The sequence below is a fragment of the Pseudomonas sp. PH1b genome, from assembly GCF_000633395.1.
In the GTDB taxonomy this organism is placed as follows: domain Bacteria; phylum Pseudomonadota; class Gammaproteobacteria; order Pseudomonadales; family Pseudomonadaceae; genus Aquipseudomonas.
On sequence record NZ_AYMU01000005.1, the window covers coordinates 167194 to 183101 of the forward strand.

At 67.0% G+C, this 15908-nt stretch carries 13 protein-coding genes; 11 read left to right on the plus strand and 2 right to left on the minus strand.

What is annotated here, in order from left to right:
- Positions 1-82: 82 nt before the first annotated feature.
- The gene (locus U873_RS0110125; protein ID WP_025128146.1) at positions 83-1306 is read right to left on the minus strand and encodes a multidrug effflux MFS transporter; all 1224 of its coding nucleotides are present in this window, start codon (positions 1304-1306) and stop codon (positions 83-85) included.
- Positions 1307-1398: 92 nt separating this feature from the next.
- On the opposite strand from U873_RS0110125, the gene U873_RS0110130 reads away from it, so the two are divergent.
- The 3 genes from U873_RS0110130 (at position 1399) to U873_RS0110140 (ending at position 4148) form a co-directional block, all read left to right on the plus strand.
- Complete coding sequence (locus U873_RS0110130) at positions 1399-2868, plus strand: PLP-dependent aminotransferase family protein (protein ID WP_025128147.1); 1470 nt, start codon at positions 1399-1401, stop codon at positions 2866-2868.
- Positions 2869-2943: 75 nt separating this feature from the next.
- Positions 2944-3864, plus strand: coding sequence for a bifunctional oligoribonuclease/PAP phosphatase NrnA (locus tag U873_RS0110135; RefSeq protein WP_025128148.1), 921 nt, complete (start codon positions 2944-2946; stop codon positions 3862-3864).
- A 14-nt stretch (positions 3865-3878) separates the two neighbouring features.
- Positions 3879-4148 carry a hypothetical protein gene (locus U873_RS0110140; RefSeq protein ID WP_025128149.1) on the plus strand — a complete coding sequence of 90 codons (270 nt, stop codon included), beginning with the start codon at positions 3879-3881 and terminating at the stop codon, positions 4146-4148.
- 169 nt (positions 4149-4317) lie between these two features.
- Here U873_RS0110140 and U873_RS0110150 read toward each other — a convergent pair whose 3' ends face one another.
- Complete coding sequence (locus U873_RS0110150) at positions 4318-5238, minus strand: MurR/RpiR family transcriptional regulator (protein ID WP_025128150.1); 921 nt, start codon at positions 5236-5238, stop codon at positions 4318-4320.
- A gap of 314 nt (positions 5239-5552) precedes the next feature.
- On the opposite strand from U873_RS0110150, the gene iolC reads away from it, so the two are divergent.
- The 8 genes from iolC (at position 5553) to U873_RS0110195 (ending at position 15896) form a co-directional block, all read left to right on the plus strand.
- Positions 5553-7496, plus strand: a complete 1944-nt coding sequence (gene iolC / locus U873_RS0110155) for a 5-dehydro-2-deoxygluconokinase (protein WP_025128151.1) — start codon at positions 5553-5555, stop codon at positions 7494-7496.
- 293 nt (positions 7497-7789) lie between these two features.
- Entirely contained in the window at positions 7790-8695 is a 906-nt protein-coding gene (iolE, locus tag U873_RS0110160; protein ID WP_025128152.1) for a myo-inosose-2 dehydratase, read from the plus strand.
- Positions 8692-9501 carry a 5-deoxy-glucuronate isomerase gene (gene iolB, locus U873_RS0110165; RefSeq protein ID WP_025128153.1) on the plus strand — a complete coding sequence of 270 codons (810 nt, stop codon included), beginning with the start codon at positions 8692-8694 and terminating at the stop codon, positions 9499-9501. Before iolE ends, iolB begins: the two co-directional genes overlap by 4 nt.
- A 40-nt stretch (positions 9502-9541) precedes the next feature.
- Positions 9542-10387: a TIM barrel protein gene (locus U873_RS0110170; RefSeq protein WP_025128154.1), complete on the plus strand. Its 846-nt coding sequence runs from the start codon at positions 9542-9544 to the stop codon at positions 10385-10387.
- A gap of 67 nt (positions 10388-10454) precedes the next feature.
- Positions 10455-12392 (plus strand): 3D-(3,5/4)-trihydroxycyclohexane-1,2-dione acylhydrolase (decyclizing), encoded by a 1938-nt coding sequence (iolD, locus tag U873_RS0110175; protein ID WP_025128155.1) that lies wholly within the window; start codon positions 10455-10457, stop codon positions 12390-12392.
- A gap of 34 nt (positions 12393-12426) precedes the next feature.
- The gene (locus U873_RS0110180) at positions 12427-13437 is read left to right on the plus strand and encodes a Gfo/Idh/MocA family protein (RefSeq protein ID WP_025128156.1); all 1011 of its coding nucleotides are present in this window, start codon (positions 12427-12429) and stop codon (positions 13435-13437) included.
- A 103-nt stretch (positions 13438-13540) separates the two neighbouring features.
- The gene (locus U873_RS0110185) at positions 13541-14593 is read left to right on the plus strand and encodes a Gfo/Idh/MocA family oxidoreductase (protein ID WP_025128157.1); all 1053 of its coding nucleotides are present in this window, start codon (positions 13541-13543) and stop codon (positions 14591-14593) included.
- A 376-nt stretch (positions 14594-14969) separates the two neighbouring features.
- Positions 14970-15896 (plus strand): sugar ABC transporter substrate-binding protein, encoded by a 927-nt coding sequence (locus tag U873_RS0110195; RefSeq protein WP_025128159.1) that lies wholly within the window; start codon positions 14970-14972, stop codon positions 15894-15896.
- Positions 15897-15908 lie beyond the last annotated feature (12 nt).

Sequence of the window (15908 nt, forward strand, 5' to 3'; positions counted from 1 at the left end):
GCTAATTTAGCGGCATTGCGCTGGCCTTGAACAGGGCTTTGCTGCAGCCGCTGACGCAGGCCGTGCCGCGGCTATCTTGGGGTTAGCGCAGCCGTGGCCGCAGGCACCACCAGACCAGGCCCAGGGCCAGGCTGAACAGGCCGGTCAGGGCTTGCAGCGAACCGCCCGGGCGGTCCACCAACAGGCTGGCCAGCAGCCCGCAGCCCGCGGTCATGGCCATCTGGATAAAGAAAAACAGCCCCGAAGCCGTGCCCGCCACCGCCGCATAGGGCTGCAGGATCGCCAACTGGCAGGCGGGAATCGCCAGGCCCACCGAGAACATCAGCGCCAGCATCGGCAGCACGATCGCCCACAGGCTGTCGGGCCACAGGCTGCGAGTCAGCAGCAACAGGCCGGCGCCGGCCAGGTTCAACAGGCAGGCCGCGCTGATCAGGCGGTCGGCACCGTGGCGTGGCGCCAGGCGCTGGAACCATCGCGAGCCCAACAGGTAGCCGGCCACGGTGGCGGCGAACACCAGGGCATAGACCCCGGGAGACAACCCCAGCTGGCGCTGCAACAGCGCCGGCGACTGCAGGATAAACGGGAAATAGGTGCAGTACAGGCAGCCGATGGCCAGGGAGTAGCGCATGAAATAGGCCTCGCTCAGCAGGCGCAGGTACAGGCGCAGCAGGTTTTCGCCGGCCGCCGGCTGCGGGGCTGGCGGCCGGGTTTCGGCCAGTCGCTTGTACATCAGCAGCCAGGCTGCCGCGGCCACCAGGCTCAGGCACAGGAACAGCCCGCGCCAGCCCAGCAGATGGTTGATCAGGCTGCCCAGGGGCGGCGCCAGCATCGGCGACAGGGCAATGCCCATGGACAACAGCCCGAGCAACCGTGCCTGCTCCTCGGGCGCGCAGCGGTCACGCACCATGACCCGGCCCACCAGGGTGCCGCAGCAACCGCCCAGGGCCTGCACCAGGCGTGCGGCCATCAGTGCTTCGACGCAGGTGGCGAGCATGCACGCCAGGCTGGCCAGTAGAAACAGCGCGGTGCCCGCCAGCAGCACCGGACGCCGCCCGTAGCGGTCGCACAGGGGGCCGCCCAGCAGCATCGACAGGGCATAGCCGAGCATGTACAGGCTCAGGGTCAGCTGCAGCTGGGCATCGCTGGCCTTCAGTTGGTCAGCCATGGCCGGCAGTGCCGGCAGGTACAGGTCGATGCTGATCCGTGGCAGGCAGACCACCACCAGCAGCAACAGGGTCCAGAGCCAGGGGGCGAGGGGGCGTTCGCTGGTGATGGAGTGGGGCGGGGCGTTGGCGATTGGCGGCATGACAGGCTCGGGGCAGGTGGCTAAGGCGCTGAAATTAAGCGCTTTGTGGTTTAATGCCGAGCACCATTTAGGCCGCTTTTGACTGGACCGCTATGAGCCGTGGCAAACACCCCGTGCCCCTCGACCTGCCGCTGCCCCAGCACTGCGCTGAAGCCCCGGGCAAACAGGACAGCGCCTACAGCGCTCTGCGCCAGGCGATCCTGGAAAAGCGCCTGCCGGCCGGCTGTCGCTTGCCCTCGACCCGCACCCTGGCCCAGCGCTGGGGCCTGTCCCGGGGCACCCTGGAAGTGGTCTTCGACCGCCTGCGCAGCGAAGGTTATGTGAGCCGGGCCAGCGGTTCCGGGACCCGGGTCTGCGCGGTGGTGCCGGACCTGTACCTGAGCGCCCCGGCCCGAGTGGCACCGCTCGCCGCCGATGACCATGAGCCACCGTACCCACCCCTCAGCGTGCGGGCCGGCCAGCCCTTTGTCGCCCGCCTGGCCGACCCGGCGCTGTTTCCCCTGCAACGCTGGACCCGTTCCCTGACCCGGGCCCTGGGCAATGCCTCGGCGCAGTCGCTGTGGGACGCCGACCCCGGCGGCTTGGCGGCCCTGCGCCAGCAGATCGCCCAGTACCTGGGGCAGCACCGGGGCATCGCCTGCGAGGCGCAGCAGGTGATGATCACCACCGGCATCCGCCACGGCCTCGACCTGTTGGCCCGCAGCCTGCTGCAGGCCGGCGACAAGGTGTGCCTGGAAGATCCCGGCTACCTGTCGGCCAAGAGCCTGTTCGCCCTGGCCGGAGCGCGGCTGATGCCGATTGCGCTGGAGGAGGATGGGATCGATGTGCAGCAGCTGCAACGCCATCGCGATGCTCGCATGGTCTACGTCACCCCGGCTCACCAGGCGCCCCTGGGCATGACCATGCCGGTGTCCCGGCGCCTGGCCCTGCTGGAATGGGCCCGGCACAGCGAGGCCTGGGTGGTGGAGGACGACTACGACAGCGAGTTCAACTACCAGAGCGCGCCCCTGGCGGCCCTCAAGTCCCTGGACCGGGATGACCGGGTGATCTACTGCGGCAGTTTCAACAAGACCCTGTTCGCCGGCCTGCGGGTGGGCTTCATGCTGGTGCCTGAACGTCTGCGCCCGCAGTTGCTGGCGACCTTGCAGAACACCGGGCGCTCGGTGGGGGTGATCGAGCAGTTGGCCCTGGCCGACTACATCGCCAGTGGCGCCTTCCTGCGCAACCTGCGGGCGGCGCGCCAGGCCTATCAGGAACGCCGCGACCTGCTGCTGGCGATCCTTGCCCGGGAGGCGCCGGGCTGCTACCGCGTCAGCGGCCAGCAGGCCGGGCTGCACCTGCTGCTGGAGCTGCCGCCGGGTAGCGATGAAGCGGGCTTTCGCCAACGCGCCGCCGAGCAGGGCCTGCTGTTGCAGGGGCTGGCCGAGCACTGCCAGCAGGCGCGCCGGCCGGCGGCGGTGATCGTCGGCTACGCGGCCCTGAGCCTGGCGCAGATCCGCTTCAGCGGCTCGCGCCTGGCGGCGCTGCTGGTGGCCGAGGCGGGGCGTGTACATGGCCGCTGACTGTCATCTGTCTGTCATGTCGCTCGGGCACCCTCGGCGCCCCGGCCTCTGGCCTTTGTGCACTACAGGGACGTCATGATCATTGTCACCTCCGGCGCGGCCTATCTGGATATCGACGCCTACGCCGGTTGCATCGCCTATGCCGAGTGGCTCAACCTCAGCGGTCGCCCGGCCCGGGCCTTGAGCAGCGCACCGCTCAACGAGAGCATCCCGGTGCTGTTCCGCCAGCGCCTCAAGGGCCTGGACCGCCATGTCCCGCAAGGGGCTGACCGGTTCGTGCTGGTGGACATTTCCAATCACCTGCACCTGGACCCGCTGGTGGACCTGAACCGCGTGGTGGAGGTCATCGACCATCACCCGGGTTTCGAGGCCTTCTGGGACGAACGCCTGGGCCGGCACGCGGATATCCGCCAGATCGGTGCCGCCTGCACCCAGGTCTACGAGCGCTGGCGCGACTCCGGGCTGCTGCCCAGGATCAGCCGTGACAGCGCGCAACTGCTGGCGGCGGGGATTCTCGACAACACCCTGAACTTCACCGACCAGGGCTGCACAGCGGCGGACCGCCAGGCCTACGCCGCCCTGGCGGCACTGGCCGACCTGGGGCCCGGCTGGCCGCAAGACTATTTCCAGCAATGCCAGCAGCAGATCGAAGCGCAACTGCCCCAGGCCCTGCTCAAGGACCTCAAGCTGCTCGAACCTTCCAGCAACCTGCCGCGGCGCTTCGCCCAGCTGACCCTATGGCACGCCGAGGGCCTGCTGGCGCGCCAGCGCAGCCTGATCGAACAGGTGCTGGGGCAGTGGGGCGATGACTGGCTGCTGAACCTGATCGGCCTCAGCGAGGGCACCAGCTATTTGCTGACCGGCAGCCCGGACAGTGCCCGCCAGCTCGAACGGCTGCTAGAGTGCAGCACCCTGGACGGCGTGCATTGCCCGGGCCGGCCGATCCTGCGCAAGGAACTGCTGCGCAAGGGCCTGGCGCTGCAGGGCGCGTCCTGACCCCGGAGAGCCCCATGGACCTTGAACAACGGTTGCAGCAAGTGCATGACGAACAGAGCTTCCTCGACTTCGTCCAGGCACTGATTGCCGACCGCCGCCAGGCGCAGCGCACTGTCCAGGCCGGCGAGGCCGACAGTTGGCAGAACCACTCCATCGAAGACTTTCTCGACGGCGCCCACGCCTGGGCCGAGGCCACTGGCATCGGTGCCACCCAGGGGCTGGTGGAGGCCTCGCCCTGGCAGCGTTTCGCGGTGTTCCTGTACTGCGGCAAGATCTACGAGTAGGGCCACCGCAAGCGCCCCGTCGGTTGCTGGCAGGCGGCTAGGCTGAGCGTCTGCAGCGCCGGACGCGGCGCGGGAGGTGGGCCATGGGTCAGGACCAAAACGCACTGGTGCTATCCGGGGGCGGCAGCCCGGGTGCCCTGCTGGCCCGCAGCCATGGATCGGCGTCGGGCTAGTCGTCGAAGCCGCCCTGTTCGTGTATCTCGTCCATCTTCAGTTCCAGGCGGTAGGCCACGGCGATGAACAGCGCCTGGCACAGGCACAGGGTGGCGCTCAGTGAACGAAAGGCGAAGGAGCTGCCTTCATTGACCAGCAGCGCTGCGTTGGCCCGCTTGGCCAGGGGCGAGAGCGTGCTGTCGGTGATGATCAGGGTCTTGGCCTGGTTGTGCTGGGCGATGCGCAGGCAGTGCTGGGTTTCCTTGGCATAGGGGGTGAAGCTGATGGCGATCACCAGGTCGTTGGGGCGGATGCTGCGCATCTGTTCCCGGTAGCTGCCGCCCAGGCCCGACACCAAGTGAATGCGCTTGTTGGTGTGCTGCAGGTTGTACACCAGGTAGTCGGCCACGGCGAAGGAACGGCGCACCCCCACCACGTAGATGTTGTCGGCGTTGACCACCAGCTCCACGGCCTTGTCGAAGGTCGCGTCGTCCAGCTCCAGGCCCAGGCGCTCGATACCGGAAAGGGTGGCGCTGATGCATTCCCGGGCCAGGTCGCCGCCGCTGGCCTTCTGCGACTTGTTGGCGATCATGCTGCGGATGCGCTGCTGGTAGTTCTGTACCGGCGTCGCCTTGTGGGTGTAGGCCTCGCGAAACAGCGCCTGCATTTCACTGAAGCCGCTGAAGCCGAAACGCTGGGAGAAACGCACGATGGCCGAGGGGTGCACTTCGCATTCCCGGGCAATGTCGCTGATCCGGTCGACCATGATCCGGTCGCTCTGCTGGCTCATGTAGCTGGCGATGCGCTTGAGCTGGCGGGGCAGGCCTTCGTATTCCCGGGTAATCAACTGCAGCAGGCGCTCGGCATTGATCGGGGGGCTGGCGAGGTCGCTCTGTGGCGTGCTCTCGGACAAGGCCGGCTGATCGGTGCTGGACATAAGGAATCCTTCTGACGGGTGCTGAGGCGGCGACCGCGGGCGTCGCCCCCTGGCAATGGGGTGGCTGGGCGCAGTCTACAGGGTCGCTGCCGGGAAAATCTTCGAAGAGCGCGGCTCCGGCGCCTTGCTGAAACGATGCACGCCGCACCCCTGGGCGCTGCAAAAAAGTTTAATAGAAAAAATATTCCAAGTAAAAAATTTATGGAATAAATATTGATTGAGGCCGACAGACGTTCTAGTCTGCATCCACCTAGAGGGCCTGCGGCGCCGACAAGGGCGGTGGGCAGCGGCTGATAAAAATAACAGGAGCCAGCATGGGCCAGACTCGTTTTGCCAGTGGGCGTCAATTGGATCTGATCTGCCTTGGACGCCTGGGCGTCGACCTTTATGCCCAGCAGGTGGGGGCCCGGCTGGAGGATGTCGGCAGCTTCGCCAAGTACCTCGGCGGCTCGTCCGCCAACATCGCCTTCGGCACCGCGCGGCTGGGCCTGAAGTCGGCAATGCTGAGCCGGGTCGGCGACGATCACATGGGGCGCTTCCTGCTGGAATCGCTGCAGCGCGAGGGCTGCGATGTCAGTGCAGTCAAGGTCGACCCCGAGCGCCTCACCGCCCTGGTGCTGCTGGGCCTCAAGGACCGCGAAACCTTTCCCCTGGTGTTCTACCGCGAGAACTGCGCCGACATGGCCCTGGCCGCCGAGGACATCGACGAAGCCTTTATCGCTTCGAGCAAGGCGCTGCTGATCACCGGCACCCATTTCTCCGCCGACGGCGTGTATCGGGCCAGCGTCCAGGCCCTGGAGCATGCCGAGCGCCATGCTGTGTTGCGGGTCCTGGACATCGACTATCGCCCGGTGCTCTGGGGCCTGGCGGGCAAGGCCGATGGGCAGACCCGGTTTGTCGCCGATCAGCAGGTCAGCCAGCATGTGCAGGGCATCCTGCCGCGCTTTGAGCTGATCGTCGGCACTGAAGAGGAATTTCTCATCGCCGGCGGCCATCAGCAGTTGCTGCCGGCCTTGCGCCGGGTCCGCGAGCTGACGGCCGCGACCCTGGTGCTCAAGCTTGGCCCCCAGGGTTGCATGGTGATCCGTGGCGCGATTCCACAGCGCCTGGAAGACGCCAGGCTCTACCCCGGGGTGCAAGTGGAAGTGCTCAATGTGCTGGGGGCCGGCGATGCCTTCATGTCCGGTTTTCTCAGTGGCTGGCTGCAAGGGGCCGACGATGAGCGCTGCTGCCAGCTGGCCAATGCCTGTGGCGGCCTGGTGGTGTCGCGCCATGCCTGTGCCCCGGCCATGCCGACCCCGGCGGAGCTGCAATACCTGTTCGCCAGCCCGGTGCCCATTACCCGCCCGGACCAGGACCCGGTGCTGCAGCGCCTGCATCAGGTCAGCGTGCCGCGCAAGGCCTGGCGGCCACTGTTCATCTTCGCCTTCGACCACCGCGGACAGCTGGTGGAACTGGCCCAGCAGAGCGGCCGCGAACTCAAGGCCATCGGCCAGCTCAAGCAACTGTTCATCGAGGCCGTGCAACGGGTTGAAGGCGACCTGCGCCGCCAGGGCATCGAGGCCGACGTTGGCCTGCTGGCCGACCAGCGCTTTGCCCAGGATGCGCTGAACGCCGCCACCGGCCGTGGCTGGTGGGTCGCGCGCCCGGTGGAGGTGCAAGGCTCGCGCCCCCTGGCGTTCGAACACGGGCGCTCGATCGGCAGCAACCTGATCACCTGGCCCCAGGAGCAGATCATCAAGTGCCTGGTGCAGTACCACCCCGACGACGAGCCCCTGCTGCGCCTGGAACAGGAAGCGCAGATCAAGGGCCTGTACCAGGCGTCCCAGGCCGGCGGCCATGAGCTGCTGCTGGAAATCATCCCGCCCAGGGACCTGCCCGGTGCCCACCCGGAGGAGCTGTACCGGGCCATCAAGCGCCTGTACAACCTGGGCATCTACCCGGCCTGGTGGAAGATCGAGGGCCAGAGCGCCGAGCAGTGGCAACGCCTGGACCAGTTGATCCAGGAGCGCGACCCCTATTGCCGGGGCGTGGTGCTGCTGGGGCTCAATGCGCCACCTGCGACCCTGGCCGAAAGCTTTCGCCAGGCGGCCCAGAGTCGCACTTGCCGGGGGTTTGCCGTGGGCCGCACGATCTTCCAGGAACCCAGCCGGGCCTGGCTTGCCGGGGAGATCGACGACCAGGCGCTGATCGCCCGGGTGCAGGGCACCTTTGTGCAGTTGATCGCTGCCTGGCGCAGTGCGCGGCAGGCGCCGTGATCGCCCGCAGCGACCCAACCCCAGGGCACAGGGCAAGCACCGGGGGCCATAGAAGGGCGTCTGCCCGGATCCAAACAAAGCAAGGCACAGCTGGAACCGTGGCCAGGGAGCTTGCTCCCGCTGGAGTGCGCAGCACTCCTCGGCAGGCCCCGCGCAGTAGCTGAAAGGGGCCGGTCGGCATTTTGCGCCGCCGCCATGTGATCTGGCGCGAGCCAGCTCCCTTGCCACCAGGGCCTCGCGCGGGTGGTGGGGGATCTTCAAGCGTTATCTGAACAACAATAAAAGGTGCAGCCATGCCCGCGATTCGAATTGGCATCAACCCGATCTCCTGGAGCAACGACGACTTGCCGTTCCTGGGTGGGGAAACACCCCTGGAGACGGCGCTGGCCGAGGGCCAGGCCATCGGCTACGAAGGCTTTGAGCTCAACGGCAAGTTCCCCCGGGACGCCCAGGGCGTGGCCGATGTGCTGCGGCCCTACGGCCTGGCCCTGGTGTCGGGCTGGTATTCCAGCCGCCTGGCCAGGCGTTCGGTGGCGCAGGAGATCGATGCCATCGCCGCCCATGTGCAACTGCTGGCACACAACGGCGCCACGGTGCTGGTCTACGGCGAGGTCGCCGATTCGATCCAGGGCCAGCCCATTGCCCTGGTGGAGCGCCCGCGCTTTCATTCCGAACAGGCCTGGCAGGACTACGCCGACAAGCTCACCGAGCTTGCGCGTTTCACCCTGTCCCAGGGGGTGCGCCTGGCCTATCACCACCACATGGGCGCCTATGTCGAATCCGCCGCCGACATCGACCAGCTGATGCGGCGCACCGGCCCCGAGGTCGGTCTGCTGTTCGATTCGGGCCACTGCTACATGGGCGGCGGTGACCCCCTGGCAGTGCTGCGCCGGCACATCGACCGGGTCTGCCATGTGCACTTCAAGGACGTGCGCAAGGCGGTGGTGCAACTGGCACGCAATAACCTCTGGAGCTTTCCCGATTGCATCATCAACGGCACCTTCACCGTGCCCGGCGACGGCGATATCGACTTCGCGGCCTTGCTGGAAGTGCTGCTGGACGCCGGTTATCAAGGCTGGCTGGTGGTGGAGGCCGAGCAGGATCCGGCAGTCGCTCCCAGCCAGGTCTATGCCCAGAAGGGCTACGACACGCTGCGCGCCTTGCTCGACCGCGCCCGGCCAGGGAGGGCTGGCCAATGAGCCTGTTGCAGAAGGCGACCGCCACCGGCCGGACCCTGGTCCAGCTCACGGACGGCGCGTTGCACTACGTGGGGTTCGCCGCCTACCGCCTGAGCCTTGGCGAGCGCTTGGCGCTGAGTGCCGGTGACCGCGAGTTGTGCCTGGTGTTGCTCAGCGGGCGGGTGGATATCCACGGCGAGACGCCGGGGCAGGGCCGGTTTCAGTGGGACAATCTCGGCGAGCGCCATTCGGTGTTCGAGGAGCTGTCGCCGTTCGCCGCCTACTTGCCGCCGGATACTCAGGTGCAGGTCAGCGCCCTGAGCGAGGTGCAGATCGCCGTCTGCGCTGCCCCCGGCTCCCGCGAGGCCGGCCTGGGGCCACGGTTGATCCGCCCGGAACAGTGCAAGCGCAGCGTGCGCGGCCGGGGCGCCAACACCCGCTATGTCTGCGACATCCTGCCGGACAGCGAGCCGGCCCATTCGCTGCTGGTGGTGGAGGTGCGCACGCCGTCGGGGCACTCCTCCAGCTACCCGCCGCACAAGCACGACACCGATGACTGGCCGCGCCAGAGCTTTCTCGAGGAAACCTACTACCACCAGGTCCACCCGCCCCAGGGCTTCGTGTTCCAGCGGGTCTACACCGACGATCGCAGCATCGACCAGGCCATGGCGGTGGAGCACCACGACCTGGTGGTGGTGCCCAAGGGCTACCACCCGGTCAGCGTGCCTTATGGCTACGAGTCCTATTACCTGAATGTCATGGCCGGGCCGAAGCGGGTCTGGCAGTTCCATAACGATCCGCAGCACAGCTGGCTGCTGGACCTCTGAAACCCTTGCTTGGCCAATGCCCCGTGGGAGAGTCAGGACCATGCATCACCCCTTGCGTTTTGCCTTGAACCGAATGGTTGCACCGCAGTTGTCACTGCCCGAGTTCCTTGACCTGGCCGTTGCCCTGGAGATCGACGCGGTCGAGCTGCGCAACGACCTTGAGGGCGTGGAGATCGAGGACGGCACCGCGCCTGAACAGGTGCGCCAATGGTGCGCCGAGCGCGGCATCAGGGTGCTGTCGATCAACGCGCTGTACCCCTTCGACCTGTGGAACCCCGAGCGCCAGCGGCAATTGCTGCAACTGGCGGCCTACGCCGTGGCCTGCGGCGCCGAGGGGCTGGTGCTGTGCCCGCTCAACGAGGCCGCTGACTGGCGCACCGACGCCCAGCGCGCGGCCGGCCTGGGTCAGGCCCTGGGGCAGATCGCTCCGGTCCTGCGGCGCCATGGCCTGCGCGGCCTGGTCGAACCCCTGGGTTTTGAGCAGAGCGCCCTGCGCTCCAAGCGTGTGGCGCTGGAGGCCATGCAGGCCTGCGGCGGGCTGGATGTGCTGCGCTTGGTGCACGATACCTTCCACCACACGCTGGCGGGGCAGCCCGAGCTGTTTGCCGAACTCACCGGGCTGGTGCACATCTCCGGCGTCGAGACGCGGGGCAGCAGCCTGGCCGGCCTGCGGGACAGCCACCGGGTGCTGGTGGGCGAGGCAGACGTTCTCGGCAATCCCGAGCAGATCGCCGCGCTGCTCAAGGGCGGCTATGCCGGCTACCTGTCGTTCGAGCCTTTTGCTGCCAGCGTCCATGAACTGCCGGACCTCCGCCAGGCGCTCCAGGCCAGCATCGATCACCTGAAGGCCGCCATTCCAGGCGCCGGGCGGCCCGCAGGGGCATGAGGATCAGAGCCCGCGCCGGCGGTGCCGGGGTGCGGGCCTAGCGTGGTTTTTCTTGCAGGGAACAGACATGAGCACGATTCGATTGACCATGGCCCAGGCCCTGGTGAAATTTCTCGACAACCAGTACCTCGAGGTGGATGGGATTCAGGAGCGCTTCGTCGCCGGGGTCTTCTGCATCTTCGGCCATGGCAACGTGCTGGGGCTGGGCCAGGCCCTGCAACAGGACCCCGGCGGGCTGCAGGTGCATCAGGGGCGCAACGAGCAGGGCATGGCCCACGCCGCCATCGGCTTCGCCAAGCAGCGGCTGCGGCGCCAGGTCTATGCCTGCAGCGCTTCGGTGGGCCCCGGCGCGGCCAATATGCTGACTGCCGCGGCCACGGCCACGGCCAACCGCATTCCCTTGCTGCTGTTGCCCGGGGACGTGTTCGCCAGCCGCCAGCCGGACCCGGTGCTGCAGCAGATCGAGCAGTTCCATGACCTGGGCATCAGCACCAACGATGCCTTCAAGGCGGTGAGCAAGTACTGGGACCGGATCAACCGCCCGGAACAGTTGATGAGCGCCGCGCTGCAGGCCATGCGGGTGCTCGCCGATCCGGCGGAAACCGGCGCGGTGACCCTGGCGCTGCCCCAGGACGTGCAGGCCGAAGCCTATGACTACCCCTTGAGCTTCTTTGCCCGGCGGGTGCATCGCATCGAGCGCCGGCCGCCCACCGAGGCCATGCTGGCTGACGCCGTGGCGCTGCTGCGGAGCAAGCGCAAGCCGCTGCTGATCTGTGGCGGCGGGGTCAAGTACGCCGGGGCCAACCAGGCGCTGCAGGCCTTTGCCGAGCGCTTTGCGATCCCTGTGGCCGAGACCCAGGCCGGCAAGAGCGCGCTGCTCTCCAGCCATCCGTTGAATGTCGGCGGCATCGGCGAAACCGGTTGCCTGGCGGCCAACCTGCTGGCCCGGGAAGCGGACCTGATCATCGGCGTCGGCACCCGCTACAGCGATTTCACCACCTCGTCGAAGTGGTTGTTCCAGCACCCCGAGGTGCGCTTTCTCAACCTCAACGTCAACCCTGGCGATGCCTTGAAGCTCGACGGCGTGCAACTGCTGGCGGATGCCCGGTGCGGCCTCCAGGCCCTGGCCGAGGGCCTGGCGGGCAGCGGTTATGGTGCCGCCTGGGGCGGGCAGGTCGAGGCGGCCAAGGCGCAGCTGAAAGCGGAGGTGGAACGGCTCCATGGCGTGCAGTACCAGGCTGCCGGGTTCGTCCCGGAAGTCGAAGATTCGCTGGACCCTGCCGTGCTGCGCGAGTTCATCGAACTGACCGGATCCTGCCTGACCCAGAGCCAGGTGCTCGGGGTGCTCAACCAGACCCTGGGCGACCAGGCGGTGATCGTTGCCGCCGCCGGCAGCCTGCCCGGCGACCTGCAGCGCAGCTGGCACAGCAAGGGGGTCAACACCTATCACGTGGAGTACGGCTACTCGTGCATGGGCTACGAGATCAGCGCGGCCCTGGGGGTCAAGCTCGCCGAGCCCGAACGCGAGGTCTATGCCCTGGTGGGCGATGGTTCCTATCTGATGCTGCACTCGGAACTGGTCACCTCGATCCAGGAGCGGCGCAAGATCAATGTGGTGCTGCTGGACAACATGGCCTTCGGTTGCATCAACAACCTGCAGCTGGGCCAGGGCCAGGACAGCTTCGCCACGGAATTTCGCTACCGCAACCCGGACAGCGGCCAGCTCGATGGCGGCCTGATCCCGGTGGACTACGCCATGAGCGCCGCGGCCTATGGCTGCAAGACCTACAAGGTCAGCAGCCTCGAGCAATTGCATGAAGCCCTGGCCGATGCCCGGCGCCAGACGGTGTCGACCCTGATCGACATCAAGGTACTGCCCAAGACTATGATCCACGGCTACCTGTCCTGGTGGCACGTGGCGGTGGCCGAGGTTTCCACCAGTGAGCGGGTTGCCGCGGCGGCCCAGCGGATCAACCAGCAATTGGCCAAGGCGCGGCAGTACTGACCGCGCAGGCACTCACCATCACAGGAGTAGGTCCATGTCTTTGCAGCTAGGCGTCATCGGTACCGGGGCCATCGGCCAGGATCACATCCGTCGTTGCAGCCAGACCCTGCGCGGCAGTCGGGTGGTGGCGGTGACCGACATCAACTTGCAACAGGCGGCCAGGGTCGTGGGCGAGCTCGGGCTCGACGCCGAGGTCTACCCGGATGGCCAGGCCCTGATCAGGGCGCCGGAGGTGCAGGCGCTGCTGGTCACTTCCTGGGGGCCGAGCCACGAGGAGTTCGTGCTGGCAGCGATTGCCGCCGGCAAGCCGGTGTTCTGCGAAAAGCCCCTGGCGGTGACTGCCGAGGGCTGCCGGCGCATCGTCGAGGCCGAGATCGCTTACGGCCGGCGCCTGGTGCAGGTGGGGTTCATGCGGCCTTACGACGCCGGCTACCAGGCACTCAAGGCGGTGCTCGACAGCGGGCGGATCGGTGAGCCGCTGATGCTGCACTGCGCCCACCGCAACCCGCGGGTGGGGGAAAACTACCAGACCGGCATGGCCATCACCGACACCCTGATCCACGAACTGGACGTGCTGCGCTGGCTGCTGGGCGACGACTATGTGTCGGTGCAGGTGCTGTTCCCGCGCCAGACCCGCAAGGCCCACGCCCAGTTGCGTGACCCGCAGATCGTGTTGCTGGAGACCGCCAGGGGCACGCGGATCGACGTGGAGATATTCGTCAATTGCCAGTACGGCTACGACATCCAGTGTGAAGTGGTGGGCGAGAGCGGCATTGCCCGCCTGCCGGAGCCGTCCCAGGTGCAGTTGCGCAGCGAGGCCAAGCTGTCCAACGCGATCCTGATGGACTGGAAAGACCGCTTCATTGCCGCCTATGACGTCGAGCTGCAGGCCTTTATCGACAGCGTGCAGGCCGGGCAGGTGGGTGGGCCGTCGGCCTGGGACGGCTTTGCCGCGGCGGTGGCCGCCGATGCCTGCATCCAGGCTCAGGAGAGCGGGGCGATTGTCCCGGTGCAGCTGCCCCAACGCCCGGCTTTCTACGGTTGAGGTGCCGTCCCTCGGCCGAGGGCTGCGGTTTGCGGGCCTGCCTTCCCGGCATTGCGAGGAAGGCCAGGCGCCATGGGCGCAGCCGTCACTGCAAGGAGAGGTCATGCGCATAGGACTGGTGGGATACGGCCATGGCGGCCGGTTTTTTCATGCACCGCTGCTGGCCAGCCTGGCCGGGGCCACGCTGGTGGGGGTGGTGACCCGCGACCCCGGGCGCCGACGTTTGCTGGCCGAGGATCACCCCGCGGTAATGGCGTTCGACAGCCTTGGGCAACTGGTGCAGGCGGGGGTTGATGTGCTGGTGATTTCCACGCCGTTGGAGGGCCGCCCGGCGCTGGTGCTGGAGGCCATCGAGCGCGGTGTGGCGGTGGTCAGCGACAAGCCTTTTGCCAGCGATGCGCACCAGGCGCGACGGATGATCGACGCCGCCGCCCGGCGCCAGGTGCCCTTGGCGGTGTACATGAACCGGCGCTGGGACGCGGATTTTCTGACCCTGCGCACGCTGCTTGCGCGCGGCACCCTGGGGCGCATCAGCCGTTTCGAATCACGCATCGAGCGCTATGTGCCGCAGCAGGCCGCCAGCCCCAGTGGCGGCGGTTTCCTGCGGGACCTCGGCAGCCACCTGGTGGACCAGGCCTTGCTGCTGTTCGGCCCGGTGGCGCGGGTTTATGCCGAGCTGCAGTACTGCGGCCCGGAACCGTCCCTGGACGATGGCTTCTTTGTCTCCCTGAGCCACGTCAATGGCGTGGTTTCACACCTGGCGGGCAGTGGCCTGCAAAACAGCCCGGGTCCGCGTTTTCGCCTCACCGGCAGTGCCGGCTGCTACACCGTGGACGGCCTCGACGGCCAGGAGCAGGCGCTGCTGGCCGGTTTGTCGCCGGCCAGCGAAGGCGAGCACTGGGGCGTGGAGGAGCATCGGCGCTGGGGCTGGTTCGAGCAGGGCAGCGAACGCCAGCGGGTGCCATCCGAGCGCGGCGCCTGGCCGTGCTTCTATCGGCAACTGCTGGAGGCGCTGCAGGGGCGCGGCGAGGTGCCGGTGACGGCCGCCGAAGCCCTGGCCACCACCCGGGTGCTGGACGCCGCGAGGCGCAGTGCGTTGCACCGCCAGGTGGTGGAAATGGCCGGGTTTGGCGAGGCTGAAAAGGAAATAGAATAAAATTCTAAAATGAGTTGATATGGAAATTATTTTCCAATAAAGTCGTTTCCAGGTTGCCGACTATCAAGGTTTCCAGGCCCTTCAAGCCGCGCTTGAAGACTTGAGAACCAACCAACAAGAACAAACAGGTGCCGTCGATGAAAACCTTTCGCTGTGTTGTGCAACGGCTGTCCCGCGCACATGCCCTCTCATTTCGCGAGCTGCCTCGCGTTCTCTGGTCCTCCTGCTGGTTGTCCATGCTCGGTTGCTTGTGCGTCGAGCACCGGGGAACCCTGCTGTGCTGCATGCCCGGTGCTCCCATCCTGTACTCGCCGGCCTGAGGCGCGGCGGCGGCTCATCCATGAAAACCAACAAGAATGATGGAGAAAGACCCTTGATGACTATCCAGACCCGAGTGGTTTCCCTGGCCCTGGCGCTGATGCTGTTCAGCGGCGCGGCGCTGGCCCAGGTGAGAATCGGCGTGAGCATGTCGCAGTTCGACGACACCTGGCTGACCTACCTGCGCGAGTCCATGGACCAGAAGGCCAAGGCCATGCCCGACGCAGTCCAGCTGCAATTCGAGGACGCCCGCAGCGACGTGGTCAAGCAACTGAGCCAGGTGGAAAGCTTCATCAGCCAGAAGGTCGACGCCATCGTGGTCAACCCGGTGGACACCGCCGCCACCCGCAAGATCACCGAGGCGGCAGTCAAGGCCGGGATTCCCCTGGTCTACGTCAACCGCCGCCCCGATGACCTGAACCTGCCCAAGGGCGTGGTCACCGTGGCCTCCGACGACCTGGAGGCGGGCAAGATGCAGATGCAGTACCTGGCCGAGAAAATGGGCGGCAAGGGCAGCATCGTGATTCTCCTTGGCGACCTGGCGAACAACTCCACGGCCAATCGCACCAAGGGCGTCAAGGAGGTGCTGGCCCAGTACCCGGGAATCAAGATCGACCAGGAGCAGACCGGGGTCTGGCTGCGGGACAAGGGCATGACCCTGGTCAACGACTGGCTGACCCAGGGCCGCCAGTTCAATGCGGTGGTGGCCAACAACGATGAGATGGCCATTGGCGCAGCCATGGCCCTGAACCAGGCGGGAGTGGCCAAGGGCAGTGTGCTGATCGCCGGGGTCGACGGCACGCCTGACGGGTTGCGGGCGGTGCAGCGCGGCGAACTGGCGGTGTCGGTGTTCCAGGATGCCAAGGGCCAGGCCGAGGGCTCGGTGGAGACCGCGGTGAAGATGGTCAAGCAGCAACCGGTGGAGGCGGCGGTGTGGATTCCCTATCGCCTGATCACCCCGGAAAACGTCGCCCAGTTCAAATAGCCGGCCTGTCCT